Annotated in this window: 12 protein-coding genes and 1 tRNA gene; 7 read left to right on the top strand and 6 right to left on the bottom strand. The window is 68.2% G+C overall.

Annotated features, from left to right (window positions below; all coding sequences use genetic code 11):
• Window positions 1-38: 38 nt before the first annotated feature.
• Window positions 39-593: an Rv1733c family protein gene (locus tag KBO27_RS13350; protein WP_443706183.1), complete on the bottom strand. Its 555-nt coding sequence runs from the start codon at window positions 591-593 to the stop codon at window positions 39-41.
• A 334-nt stretch (window positions 594-927) separates the two neighbouring features.
• Between KBO27_RS13350 and KBO27_RS13345 the strand changes: the two genes are divergently transcribed.
• The 4 genes from KBO27_RS13345 (at window position 928) to KBO27_RS13330 (ending at window position 5,650) form a co-directional block, all read left to right on the top strand.
• Complete coding sequence (locus KBO27_RS13345) at window positions 928-1,368, top strand: universal stress protein (RefSeq protein ID WP_210970266.1); 441 nt, start codon at window positions 928-930, stop codon at window positions 1,366-1,368.
• The gene (locus KBO27_RS13340; RefSeq protein WP_210970265.1) at window positions 1,365-3,788 is read left to right on the top strand and encodes a glycoside hydrolase family 65 protein; all 2,424 of its coding nucleotides are present in this window, start codon (window positions 1,365-1,367) and stop codon (window positions 3,786-3,788) included. Before KBO27_RS13345 ends, KBO27_RS13340 begins: the two co-directional genes overlap by 4 nt.
• Window positions 3,789-3,851: 63 nt before the next feature.
• Window positions 3,852-4,313: a universal stress protein gene (locus KBO27_RS13335; RefSeq protein ID WP_210970264.1), complete on the top strand. Its 462-nt coding sequence runs from the start codon at window positions 3,852-3,854 to the stop codon at window positions 4,311-4,313.
• Between the two features lie 290 nt (window positions 4,314-4,603).
• Complete coding sequence (locus tag KBO27_RS13330; protein WP_307870392.1) at window positions 4,604-5,650, top strand: Acg family FMN-binding oxidoreductase; 1,047 nt, start codon at window positions 4,604-4,606, stop codon at window positions 5,648-5,650.
• A 506-nt stretch (window positions 5,651-6,156) separates the two neighbouring features.
• On the opposite strand, the gene KBO27_RS13325 is transcribed toward KBO27_RS13330, so the two are convergent.
• Window positions 6,157-6,230, bottom strand: a tRNA-Pro gene (locus KBO27_RS13325).
• A 103-nt stretch (window positions 6,231-6,333) separates the two neighbouring features.
• A complete protein-coding gene (locus KBO27_RS13320) occupies window positions 6,334-6,699 on the bottom strand; it encodes a hypothetical protein (protein WP_210970263.1) in 366 nt (121 codons plus the stop codon).
• Between KBO27_RS13320 and KBO27_RS13315 the strand changes: the two genes are divergently transcribed.
• The 3 genes from KBO27_RS13315 to KBO27_RS13305 all read left to right on the top strand — a co-directional run bounded on the left by KBO27_RS13315 (window position 6,688) and on the right by KBO27_RS13305 (window position 9,429).
• Entirely contained in the window at window positions 6,688-7,329 is a 642-nt protein-coding gene (locus KBO27_RS13315; RefSeq protein ID WP_210970262.1) for a hypothetical protein, read from the top strand. The two genes, KBO27_RS13320 and KBO27_RS13315, sit on opposite strands and share 12 nt — an antisense overlap.
• A gap of 150 nt (window positions 7,330-7,479) precedes the next feature.
• Window positions 7,480-8,325: an SAM-dependent methyltransferase gene (locus KBO27_RS13310; RefSeq protein WP_307870391.1), complete on the top strand. Its 846-nt coding sequence runs from the start codon at window positions 7,480-7,482 to the stop codon at window positions 8,323-8,325.
• 78 nt (window positions 8,326-8,403) lie between these two features.
• Window positions 8,404-9,429, top strand: coding sequence for an esterase/lipase family protein (locus KBO27_RS13305; protein ID WP_210970261.1), 1,026 nt, complete (start codon window positions 8,404-8,406; stop codon window positions 9,427-9,429).
• Here the strand turns inward: KBO27_RS13305 and KBO27_RS33655 are convergent.
• From KBO27_RS33655 to KBO27_RS13290, 3 genes are all read right to left on the bottom strand, one after another.
• Entirely contained in the window at window positions 9,411-9,653 is a 243-nt protein-coding gene (locus tag KBO27_RS33655; protein WP_503454123.1) for a tannase/feruloyl esterase family alpha/beta hydrolase, read from the bottom strand. The two genes, KBO27_RS13305 and KBO27_RS33655, sit on opposite strands and share 19 nt — an antisense overlap.
• 306 nt (window positions 9,654-9,959) lie before the next feature.
• Entirely contained in the window at window positions 9,960-10,625 is a 666-nt protein-coding gene (locus tag KBO27_RS13295) for a LysE family translocator (protein ID WP_307870390.1), read from the bottom strand.
• Window positions 10,626-10,693: 68 nt separating this feature from the next.
• The gene (locus KBO27_RS13290; RefSeq protein ID WP_210970260.1) at window positions 10,694-12,103 is read right to left on the bottom strand and encodes a sugar porter family MFS transporter; all 1,410 of its coding nucleotides are present in this window, start codon (window positions 12,101-12,103) and stop codon (window positions 10,694-10,696) included.
• Between the last annotated feature and the right edge of the window lie 44 nt (window positions 12,104-12,147).

Genomic DNA, 12,147 nt, shown 5'->3' with positions numbered 1-12,147 from the left:
GCACCACAGCCCCGGTTTCGGTGCTGCCCCTGGAGATGTCATCCGGGCCCCTGCCGGGACCACTCCGGCTCGACGCGCGCCCACTCCCACTCCCAGCGGCGTCGGGCCCAACCGTCGGCCACCGCGCGAACGGTCTTCGTGAGCGCGCCACAGCCGAGGAGACCCAATGCGAGCACACCGACCGCGGTGCCCGTCGCCGACGCACGGCTGACGACCTCAGTCGGTGGGGGCGGTGTCACGCGGTCGGCAGCGTCGACCCACACCGGCACGCGATTACCGGCGCGGCTGCTGGAGGGCACCTCCGCGCGTTCAGCGCGCGGGTGACCGTCATGACCCGTCCACCCGACATCAGCGCGTACGCTCGCGCCTCCGCCCGGTTCGGAGCCGACCATCTCAGGGGTGGTGAGCACGACGGCGTCGACCACGTGGTGACTGCTCAGCGCGGCGGCGGCTTCGCGTCGTTGGGCAAGGTACTCGGCCTTCCCGGTCGACAAGGCCAGCGCTGGCACGACGGTCAGAGCGACGACGAGCAGTCCGAGCACCGCCACGGCCACCCCGCGGTCGACCGGACGTCGCACCGGGTTGGGCCTCATCCCCAAGGCCCGGACGAGCCAGCTGATACCCGCAGATCGGCAACGCTGCTTCATTCACCCGCTCCCCACGACGAACTCCGACCCGGACTCACCGTGCGCACTCGCGTCGATCACCAACAGGGCATTTCTGCCCTTTCGCTACCGTGATCACGAAACATACTGGAAATTGATTACTTTCGACCATGCCACGTAGTCCGCGAAGCCCCACCATCACAGTGGGGCCGCCGTGCGAGCAAACCCAGGCGCGCCTGTATCGGCCCCAGACCGGCACGTCGGGTCGAACTGCGGTTCGTCGACACACGGGCCGGGTATCCGACACACCTGGGAGGCTGCGATGGAGCAACGTCACCAGTACACGATCGTGGTCGGCGTGGACGGCTCGCCCGCGTCGAAGTCGGCGCTGCGCTGGGCGGCTTGGCATGCCGAACAGCTCGGCGGCACTCTCGCCACTCTCATGACCTGGGACGTCCCGCTGATCTACAACTGGGAGGTCCCCGACAGCGACGACATCGCCCGGCGCACCGCTGCCAGCCTGGACGAGACCATCGCCGAAGTCCTCGACCCGGACTCCGACCTCGCGGTCGGCAAGAACGTCGCCAACGGTCACCCGGCACGTGCTCTGCTGGACCTGGCCGAGGAGCTGGACGCCGACCTGATCGCGGTCGGCAACCGAGGGCACGGCGGGTTCACCGAAGCCCTCCTGGGTTCGGTGAGTCAGCACGTCGTGCACCATGCGCGCTGCCCGGTGGTCGTGGTGCGCGACGACTCCCGATGACCGTGTGGCGAATGGTGTTCCAGGGCTTCGATCCCGACGACGAGGGGCGCCGGGAAGCGTTGTGCACCCTGGGAAACGGGTACTTCGCGACCCGGGGTGCTGCGCCCGAGTCCGTCGCCGACGGAGTGCACTACCCCGGCACCTACGTCGCCGGATGCTTCAACCGGCTCACCACCGACCTCGCTGGCCACCGGCTCGAAGATGAATCGATCGTCAACGCACCCAACTGGCTCCCTGTGACCTTCCGCATCGACCACGACCCCTGGTTCACACTGGAACGCGCCGAGATCGTCGAAGCCGAGCAGGAACTGGATCTCCAGCGCGGGATTCTGATCCGAAGACTCCGATTCCGCGATCACCGGCGGCGCACCACCCGCCTGGTGCAGCACCGCCTGGTGCACCTCGCTCACCCGCACCTCGCCGGACTGCACACCACCCTGCAGCCCGAGGATTGGTCGGGAACCGTCACGGTCCGCAGCGGCCTCGATGGCACCGTCGCCAACTCCGGCGTGGCCCGCTACCGCGACCTCGCCGCGCACCACCTCATCGACCACCACATCACCGAGGCAAGCCCGGAGCTGGCGGTGCTGGACGCGCTGACCTCCCAATCTCACGTGCGCCTCGCCCTGGCCCAACGCAATCGGCTCCTCGCCGATGATTCCCTTCAGCCGACGCGAGTCACGGACCTCGGTGAGGGGCGGGTAGACCACGAATTCGCCGCCGAGGCCACCCCTGACATGCAGATCCAGCTGGAGAAGGTCGTCTCCCTGCACACCTCACGCGACCCGGCGAGCACCGAACCCGTGTCCGAAGCCATCGACAGCGCTCGTGACGCACCCGGATTCGACGAGCTGTGCCGCACCCAGGCCATCGCGTGGTCCCGGCTCCACCACCAGTTCTCCACCACCACCTCGCTGAGCGAACCAGCTCGAAGAACGCTGCTACTGCACAGGTTCCACCTTTTGCAAACCGCCTCACCCACCATCACCGACCTCGACGTCGGCCTACCCGCACGCGGGTTACACGGCGAGGCATACCGGGGACACGTCTTCTGGGACGAGCTGTTCGTACTGCCCGTGCTCGACCTGCGGCTACCACGCCTGTCGCGCGCGCTGCTGCGCTACCGATACCGGCGACTTCCCCGCGCACGCCGAGCCGCCCGACAAGCCGGGCTGACCGGAGCCATGTTCCCGTGGCAGAGCGGCAGCAACGGCCGCGAGGAGAGCCCCTCCTGGCACCTCAACCCGCGCTCGGGCCACTGGCTGCCCGACCACACCCACCTGCAGCGCCACGTCGGTCTCGCCATCGCCCACAGCGCACGCCACCACCACCTCGCCACCGGAGACGACGACTACCTCAGCAGCGAGGGCGCCGAACTCATATGCGAGATCGCGCGCTTCTTCTCCGCGCTGGCCACCTACGACCGCAGCAGGGACCGGTACGTGATCCGCGGCGTCGTCGGTCCCGACGAGTACCACACGGCCTACCCGGGCAACGACGAGCCCGGGATCAACAACAACGCCTACACCAACATCATGGCCGCCTGGCTGTGCGCGACGGCGACCCAAGTCCTGCGGGAACTTCCCGACCAGCGACGACGTGAACTCATCGACCAGATCGACCTGCGGCGCCATGAGATGGACCGGTGGGACCGGCTCGCGCACCGCATGTTCGTCCCCTTCCACGACCAGGGCTTGCTCAGCCAGTTCGAGGGATACCACCGGCTCGCCGAGCTCGACTGGGATGCCTACCGCCGACGCTACGGCGACATCCAACGCCTGGATCGCATCCTCGAAGCCGAAGGCGACGACCCCAACCGATATCAGGTCAGCAAGCAGGCCGACGTGCTCATGCTGTTCTACCTGCTCTCCGCCGAAGAACTCGAGGAGCTCCTCGGCCGCCTCGGCTATCCCATGGTCGACATCCCGGGCAACGTCGAGCACTACCTCGCGCGCACCAGCCACGGCTCAACGCTCAGCGCCGTCGTCCACGCGTGGGTGCTCGCGCGCGGCGACCGGCCCCGCGCGCTGGAGTTCTTCGACAAGGCACTGTTCAGCGACCTGCACGACACCCAGCACGGCACCATGGCCGAAGGCATCCACCTGGCAGCTATGACCGGAACGCTCGATCTGGTGCAACGCTGCTTCACCGGAATCGAGATCCGCCCCGACGGCCTGCACCTCAACCCCCAGTGGCCGACCGACCTCGGTCCCCTGGAACTGACAGTGCGCTACCACGGCCTACCACTGACCATCCGCGTCACCGGACGCGCGGTCGCCGTGCGCACAGCCCCAGGACCACCAGCACCGACCATCACCTGCGTCTGCGGACCGCAGCGCACCCACCTCAGGCCAGGCGAAACCGCCCGCTTCTCGATGGACGCCACCCCCGCGACGGACTCCGCCGGTGAACCGCTGTGATCCGGCCAGCCTGCCCACACCCAACGGCGCGCGTCCCGCGCCCTGAGACCTCGCGGAGAGGACATGAACACCCCGCCTCAACGCCCGATCGTCGTGGGAGTCGACGGCTCACCCGCTTCTCTGCAGGCGCTGCGCTGGGCCCTCGACCAAGCGAGAAGAACCGAAGCCACCGTCACCGCCGTGATGGCCTGGACGGTGCCCGAGCTCTACGACTGGCCGATGCCCACGGCCGCACAACTCGACCTCGCGACCAGGAACTGGCTTCACGACATCGTCCGAGCCGCGGTGCCCGAAGACGAACTCCCGCGCATCCACCTGCGCGCCGCCGGCGGCCATCCTGCCGAGGTGCTCCTCGACCACGCCCGGGCAGCCGAGCTGCTCGTCGTCGGCCACCGCGGCACAGGCACGTTCACCCAAGCACTTCTCGGCTCCACCGCCCGATACTGCGTCGACCACGCCACCTGCCCCGTCGTCGTCGTGCGCGATCCCCAAACAGGTTCGACGCACTCAACTCTCCCGGGATAGCACCTCGTCGACCTCCCGGCGTGCACTCTTCCGAGGCTTCTCGTCCGCGGTCGGCCGGCCGACGCGAACAACCAGCTGCGACGCCCCGAATCTCCGAGGGCCTCTCCCCGCACCGGTCTCCGCCTGCGGGGAACCTCGAAGGCTTCACCGACCGAGGCCGTCTTGACCTGAGACCAGTTGCTCGACAACCGCTGTGCCGGACGGTGGACCGAGTCGGCTCCGAACGCCGTCACGACTCGTGCCAAGTCCCCACGGCGAGCCACCGACGTTACGGACGTTGGACCCTGGCGGTGCAGATCGAGCTCCGCCACGGTCACAACATCCCATCGAACTGCACGCCCGACCAGGAGGTGGCCGTGCACAGGATCTCCAACGCACTCGATCTGACGCCTGCCGAGATCGAGCAGGTCATCAGGCGAGCGGGACTGGCTCCGTCGCTGCACAACACGCAGCCGTGGCGGTTCCGAATCCTGCCGCAGAAGATCGAACTGCACTACGACCCGGCACGCCGCCTGCCGGTCGCAGACCCGGCAGGACGCGAGCTCCGCCTGGCCTGCGGCGCCGCGTTGTTCAACCTGCGGCTCGCGCTGGAAAGCGCCGGAATCCGACCGAACGTCACCTTGCTCCCGCACTTGGCCGGGCCCACCGCGCTCGCGGAGATCCGCAGCGGCGGCCACACCGACCCTCGACCGGATACGCTACGCCTGCACGCCGCGATTCCTCAGCGGCACAGCCACCGCGCCCCGTTCCGCAACGTACCGGTGCCGACCACGGAGCGAAACGACATGCTCCACGCCGCGCAAGCCGAGCAGTGCTGGCTGCACCTCGTCACACCGGGAGAGCTCGGGACGCTGGAGGGCTTGGTCCACCGGGCGCACCGGATGCAGGAGGCCGATTCGCGGTTCCGCACCGAGCTAGCAGCGTGGACGGGCCGGCCCGGTGACGCGTTGGAAGGAGTGCCCACCTCTGCCGCAGGCCCCCGACCAGGGCCGCAAGACCAGTGGGTGCACCGGGACTTCTCGGCAGGGGTATCACCACGCCCAGAAGGAGTCGAATACGAGACCCACCCGTTGCTGGTCGTGCTGTGCACGCACCAGGAGAGCCCATATGCCGAACTACAAGCCGGGCAGGCTGTTCAGAACGTCTGGTTGACGGCGACCGCCCACGGCCTGGCCGCCTCGATGATCTCGGAGGTCATCGAGGTACCGGACACCCGCGACGAACTATGCCACCTGCTGGGCGGGACGCTGCAACCCCAGGCATTGTTGCGGATCGGCTACGGAGGCCCCACCGTTCCCGCTCCGCGCCGAGCCATCGACGATCTGATCCTCGAGTAGGAAACAACCACCTGACTCTGCCGACGCATTCGCATCACAGGCGACAAGACGAATTGCGGGAACCGTCAGTCAACACAGCAGTACTCAGTACTTCGTCCCTCGTCACACAACCGACCCGCACCGTGTCCCGTTGAATTCCTCGCGCCGCGACCGGTAACTAACCGTGTCGTGCAGACACCAAGATCACCTCGTGACCACAAACCGCCCGCAACACGCATCAGACGTGTCGAATACCCAGCAACCGTCACCGAACGGAAGCAAGGCCGTTGGCAGGACTCCGACACAGTTGGCGACCGTTGACGAACATTGAAAGATCACTACATAGGGCGACCAGGCAACGCGACTCCATTTGCATGATCAGTCAAAGTAGGAGCCAGCTCGCTCCAGTTTCGCTCCAGATCGGCCGAAACGATCTTGCGAAGCTGATCACCGCAAGATCCACACCCGAATGCAAAACAGCCCGCTGACCTGCGCTTACGCGCATAGCCAGCGGGCTGTTTCGGCCGTCGGGACGGCGGGATTCGAACCCACGACCCCTTGACCCCCAGTCAAGTGCGCTACCAAGCTGCGCTACGTCCCGGCCACCCCGTGGGGTGTGCACATAGCTTACCCCACGGTTCTCGCGGCGATCATGACCCCCTCCTTGAGGGCGTTGTCGCAGGTCACGGCGCATGCGAGTCTGATCAGGACTTGCAGTAGACGCCGCCGGCGGCGCGGGCGATCTCGGCGGGGTCGCCCGCTGCCACCAGCGCGCAGTTGATGAACTCGCCGTTGACGAGACTGATCTGGTACTCCGAGTCGTAGTGCAGGTCCGCTCCTGAGTAGATCGTCTGCAGCGGGGCTCCGGAGGCGTCCTCGCTGATCCGCATCGTCTCCTTCTGGTCGCCGGAGGTGACGTCGACTTCGATCTCCCAGGTGCACCAGCAGCTGGTCGTGGTCGCCGCGACCTCGAACGGCAGGGGTTCGCCGGTCACGGCGTAGCGGCTGTGCTCGTCGAGGAACGGCGAGTCCTTCTCCGGTTCGCCGGTGGTGGGCGTGTGCGTGCACACCCGGTTGTCCTGGCCGTCGAGGCCGGCGACGACCTCGACGGTGACCCCTCCGCGACCTGGCTCAGGATCGAGATCAGGGTGCCGTCGGTCGGCGGTGGTTTGCGCTCGACCACCTTCACCCGCATGTCGTTGATGCGGACCGGATCGGTTCGGTTGAGCCCGTTGGAGTTCAGCACGCTGCCGCGCGCGGACCTCGGCGGCCAGGGCCTTCACCTGCTCGTCGGACAGCCGCTGCGGGAACTACCAGACCCAGCCGTCGGGTCCGTTGGCGGCGACGCGCCTGACGTCTCGACCAGCAGCGCTGGTCCGCTCAGCTTCGCGTCGTCCCAGGAGCTTTCGATGGGGCGAGCGAAGACGGCGACGACCACGACGATGATCGCCAGGAGCCCCGCCGTTCCACCGAGGCCGAGCCACAGCTTCGGCAGCGGCCCCTTCCGGCCGCGCACACCCCCGGGCGTGGCGGATCGTCCCGCACTGCGCCTGCCCGCAACCACGCGACGCCTCGCCACCGATGCCACCTCCGGGTTCGCCCGCGGTACCGCCGCGGTGAAGATGAGCGAGGCGCGAACGCGTGCCGGTCGAGAGCGGAATCGATACCCGCGAACAGACCAATCACCCGGTCGAGTGTGACCCGGCGCACCAATGGGCCTGAACTGGATCGCGCCCGTCCAGATGTCCGTCCAATTGTGGTCAATTCTTTCTCATGGCCTGTCCCACCTCTGACTTCTGCGATCGAGATGCGATCATGTGCCCAACGCTTTCGAACTGAGGAGGACGCCTGTGGTCGAGCAGTCCCGCGATGCTGCGGACCTGGACGTCTCGCGCCCCAACCCGGGACGGATCTACGACTGGTTCCTCGGTGGGAACGCCAACTGGGCGATCGATCGCGTCTTCGGCGAGCGGCTGCTCGGCATGTGGCCGCAGATCGCGGGCGTGGCGCGGCAGAACCGCTCGTTCATGCAGCGCGCCGTCGTGGACGCCTTCGACTCCGGGATCCGCCAGTTCCTCGACCTGGGATCAGGCATCCCGACCATGGGCAACGTGCACGAGATCCTGCAGGAGCACACCGACGAGCCGGTTCGCGTGGTCTACGTCGACTGCGAGCCGGTCGCGACCGCTCACACCCGGGTCAACCTGCAGGAAACGGACTGGGCCGGGGTCGTCCAGGCGGACCTGCTGAACTGGCGCGAGATCTTCGCCGACGACGTCACCAAGCGCCTGCTCGACCTGAACCAGCCGGTGTGCCTGCTGGCGGTGTCCGTTCTGCAGTTCATCGGCCCGGACGGCGACATCCCGGAGGTGCTGCGGCGCTACGCCGGGAAGCTCGCGGCCGGTTCCCGGGTGGCCGTCACGCACTTCGCCTCCGACGTCCCCGATCACGACGCGCGCGCCTCGATGGAGCGGTTCCGGACCGAGTGCGACGTCACGCCCAACCCGCTGTGGCTGCGCGACCGGGTCACCATCACCGAGTGGCTCGAAGGGCTCGGCGACCGGTGGAGCGTGCTGCCCCCGGGCGTCGCTCAGCTGCCGGACTGGCGTCCGGACCTGATCACCGACCCGAAGGCCGCCGCGGAAGCCGAGGCGATGCGCCCCTACGCGTGGTTCGGCATCAGCGAGAAGGCCTGACCGCCTCCCTCGTCGTGGCGTGAACACGTGATCCGCTGATCGGCGCATCCTTCGGCGTCGTACGTCGTTGAGAGCGACATGATCAGTCGTTGGGTGCACAGCGCCGTGCTCGCCGCTCTGGTGCTCGTCATCGCGCCGGTTCCCGCGCAGGCCGACTCGGGATTCGCTCCCGTCGACCGGCCGGGACCTGCGCTGAGCGTTCCGCAGGACCAGCTGAAGGCGGCCTTGTCATGTCATGGCGATCCGGGCAGCGAGCAGCAGCCGGTCCTGCTCAGCCCGGCCACGAGCGTCACTCCGGAGGAGAACTACTCCTGGACCTACGCCAAGGCCTTCACCGAGCAGGACCGCTTCTGGTGCGCGGTGACGATGCCCGACCACACGATGGGCGACATCCAGGTCGCCGGGGAGCACCTGGTGCACTCGATCCGCGAGATGCACCGGCTGACCGGCAAGCGCATCGCGGTCCTCGGTCACTCCCAGGGCGGCATGAGCATGCGCTGGGCGCTGCGGTTCTGGCCTGATGTGCGTCCCGTGGTCGACGACATCATCGGCATGGCGCCGTCCAACCACGGCACCGAGGCGCTCAAGGGCTGCGGACCTGGTGCGACCTCGTGCGAGCCGGCGGTGTGGCAGCAGCTGGCCGGTTCGGAGTTCATGCGGGCGCTCAACAGCCGCGCCGAGACCTTCGAGGGCATCAGCTACACCGTCGTCTACACCCGCCACGACGAGGTCGTGACCCCGCCGGAGTCCTCCGAGCTCAACACCGGCGAGGGCGTGATCACGAACGTCACTACGCAGGACCTGTGCGCGGCGAACACCTCCACCCACCTGCTGGTCGGCACGATCGATCCGGTGACGTACGCGCTGGTCGTCGACGCGCTGGACCACCCGGGCCCGGCCGATCCGGCTCGGGTCGACGCCTCGGTCTGCGGCCAGCCGCTGATGCCGCACATCGACCCCGCGTCGGTGGACACCTACCTGCGCCCGCTGTCGGCGATCCCGGGTCTGCTCAGCACCGCTCTGCCGGGGGTGAACCTGGTGGGCGCGCCCTCGGTCGACCGGGAACCGCAGCTCCGCTGCTACGTCTACGCGGCGGGCTGCTGAGCCGACGCGCAGGTGACACTGGCCGCGTCATCGGGGTTTCCGGCGACGTACCTGGGCCGGGAGGGGTGCTCGCAGAGCGGTCTGGTGCGGGCGTGGTTGAGGTCGGCCACCGTCGGGTTCACCGGCGGTCGGCCGGCCTCGACCCACTGCTCCAATGCGGTCAGCGAATCCCACGCGGCCGCCAACGCCGGCGCGCCCGCGTTGGCGTATCTGTCGGATCTCAGTGGAAATCGGAAACCGGATTTCCACTGAGATCGGGAAGCGGGGTGACCACCACGCGTCTGGACGGTCCCGTCGGACCCGCCGACTGCCCCTGTGATCGGGGACGTGATCGCCGCCGTGATCCGGCGCTCTGGACAGGACCAGCGGCTCTTCGGCGTCGACGGGTCTGGCCGTGGTCCGCGTCCTGATTGCGGCCGTAATCCGTGTCCTGATTACTGCGGTATTCCGTGTGCGGACTCTGGCGGTGGTCGGGCCGGGTTGGGGGTGGGTGTTCGGTGAGTGGCTGGGGGTTTCGGAGGGTGTTGGGGTCAGGGATTGGGGGTGGTTTCCAGGGCTGTTCGGGTTCCGAGGAGGAGCATCGCTGCGCCGGTGGTGGTTTCGAGGGTGCGGCGGACGGTGTCCCGGGCCAGGGCGGTGCGGATCGCGCCGACCAGCCAGGACGTGACGCGCCACCAGAGCAGGGCCACTGCGACGAAGACCAGGGTCAGCACCGCCGAGGTGAGCGCTCTCGGTTCGGCCGGGCCGATGAACTGCGGCAGAAGGGTCAGGAACAGCAGCGCGATCTTGGGGTTGAGCAGGTCGCTGACGAAGCCCTGCCGGAACGCCGTCCTGCGGTCGATGCCGACTTCATCGCCCGAGCCTGCGCCGAGGGCGCTCGCGGGCTGGTGGCGGTCGCGCCAGGTCTTCCACAGCGTGCTGGCGCCGAGCCACAGCAGGTAGGCCGCTCCGGCGAGCTTGACCACCGCGTACGCCTCCGCCGATGCCGCCAGCACCGCGGACAGGCCCACCACCGAGGCCGCGGCGTGCACGAACATCCCGCTGCACACGCCCAAGCCCGTCCACCACATGGCGCTGCTGCCGCCGCGCAGGCTGTTGCGCAGTCCCAGTGCCGTGTCCGGCCCGGGGACCACGGTCAGCACGACCACCAGGACGAGGAACGGAAGCAGCTGATCAGGAATCACTCCCCCGGTCACGGACGGCAGCCTAGCAACGACGAGTGCGGCCTCGCCTCGGGCAGGCGGGGCCGCACTCGCGGGGCCGGTCAGGCCGGTTGCTTGACCGCCGGTTCCGGATCCGGGGTTCCCAGGACCTCGTGCTCGATGGCCTCCAGGCTCTTGCCCTTGGTCTCGATCAGTCCACGTTGGACGAACCAGAAGGACAGCACCGCCATCAGCGCGAAGAACAGGAACATCGCGCCCGGGCCGGTGATGTCCAGCAGGACCGGGAAGACCAGGGCGACGGCCATGTTGAACAACCAGTTGAACACCAGGCAGATGCCCACGGCGGAACCGCGCATGCGCAGCGGGAACAGCTCGGGGAGCATCACCCACTGCACCGGCCCCCACGACACCGCGAACGAGGCGATGTAGACCAGGATGCTGCCCAGCGTGATCGCCACCAGCAGCGGACCGTAGGAGACGCCGACGACGTTGGCCACGCCGAGGACCAGCATCGACACGAGCATGCCGATGCTGCCCACCGCCAGCAGCGACTTGCGGCCGACTCGGTCGATCATCCGCAGTGCGGGCAGCGTCATCAGCACGTTGACCACGCCGATGCCGACGTTGGCCAGGATCGCCCCGGACGTGCCGAAGCCCAGTGTCGTCAGCAGCGTCGGGGCGTAGTAGATGATGGTGTTGATCCCGATGAAGTTCTGGAAGAACACCAGTCCCAGGCCCAGGAGCACGACCCGGCGCAGCCTCGGGGTGAGCAGTTCCCGGACGCCGACGGCGTTCTCGGCTTCCTTCTCGCGATCAGCGGCCTGGATCTCGTCGAGCTCCTGCTCGACCTCCTCGGCGTTGGAGCCGCGCAGGCTCGTCAGCACCGCGCGGGCCTGGTCGGCTCGACCGTGCTTGACCAGCCAGCGCGGGCTCTCCGGCTGGAAGTAGATGCCGATTCCCAGCAGGACCGCCGGGACCGCGCCGAGACCGAGCATCCAGCGCCACGAACCGGTGTCGGCCAGCGCGTAGTCGGTCACGTAGGCCACGAGGATGCCGACGGTGACCAGCAGCTGCATCAGCGACGTGAGCCCGCCGCGCGACTGCTTCGGCGCGAGCTCGGTCAGGTACAGCGGCACCACCACCGAGGCGATGCCGACACCGATGCCGATGACGAACCGGAAGGCGACCAGCATCCACGCCGTGGTGGCGAGCATCGCGCCCACCGTTCCGGCGGTGAACACCACTGCGGCCCACAGGATCAGCCGGCGCCGGCCCCACACGTCGGCGAGGCGCCCGGACGCACCGGCACCAGCCATCGCACCGACCAGCAACCCGCTGACCACGAGTCCCTGCTGGAACGGGGTCAACGGGATGTCCTGCTTGATGAACAGCATGGCACCGGAGATCACTCCCGTGTCATAACCCCACAAGATCCCGCCCAGCGCCCCGAATATCCAGATCAGCGCGTTGCGCGTGCGCGAACGCGCCGGTGCGGGGGTGGTTGGCGTCATTGCACGAAACCCTTCGTCGAATTCACAGGAGGACGTCTCGCCGC

The organism is Saccharopolyspora endophytica (genome assembly GCF_018070075.1).
Lineage (GTDB): Bacteria > Actinomycetota > Actinomycetes > Mycobacteriales > Pseudonocardiaceae > Saccharopolyspora > Saccharopolyspora endophytica.
Note: the sequence above shows the minus strand (reverse complement) of the source record. Positions and strands in the feature narration are given on the sequence as shown.

What these genes read in the sequence shown, in the direction of transcription:
- KBO27_RS13350 (WP_443706183.1), bottom strand. Translation starts at nt 593, where the DNA reads ATGAGGCCCAACCCGGTGCGACGTCCGGTCGACCGCGGGGTGGCCGTG.
- KBO27_RS13335 (WP_210970264.1), top strand. Translation starts at nt 3,852, where the DNA reads ATGAACACCCCGCCTCAACGCCCGATCGTCGTGGGAGTCGACGGCTCA.
- KBO27_RS13305 (WP_210970261.1), top strand. Translation starts at nt 8,404, where the DNA reads ATGATCAGTCGTTGGGTGCACAGCGCCGTGCTCGCCGCTCTGGTGCTC.
- KBO27_RS13290 (WP_210970260.1), bottom strand. Translation starts at nt 12,103, where the DNA reads ATGACGCCAACCACCCCCGCACCGGCGCGTTCGCGCACGCGCAACGCG.
- KBO27_RS13340 (WP_210970265.1), top strand. Translation starts at nt 1,365, where the DNA reads ATGACCGTGTGGCGAATGGTGTTCCAGGGCTTCGATCCCGACGACGAG.
- KBO27_RS13345 (WP_210970266.1), top strand. Translation starts at nt 928, where the DNA reads ATGGAGCAACGTCACCAGTACACGATCGTGGTCGGCGTGGACGGCTCG.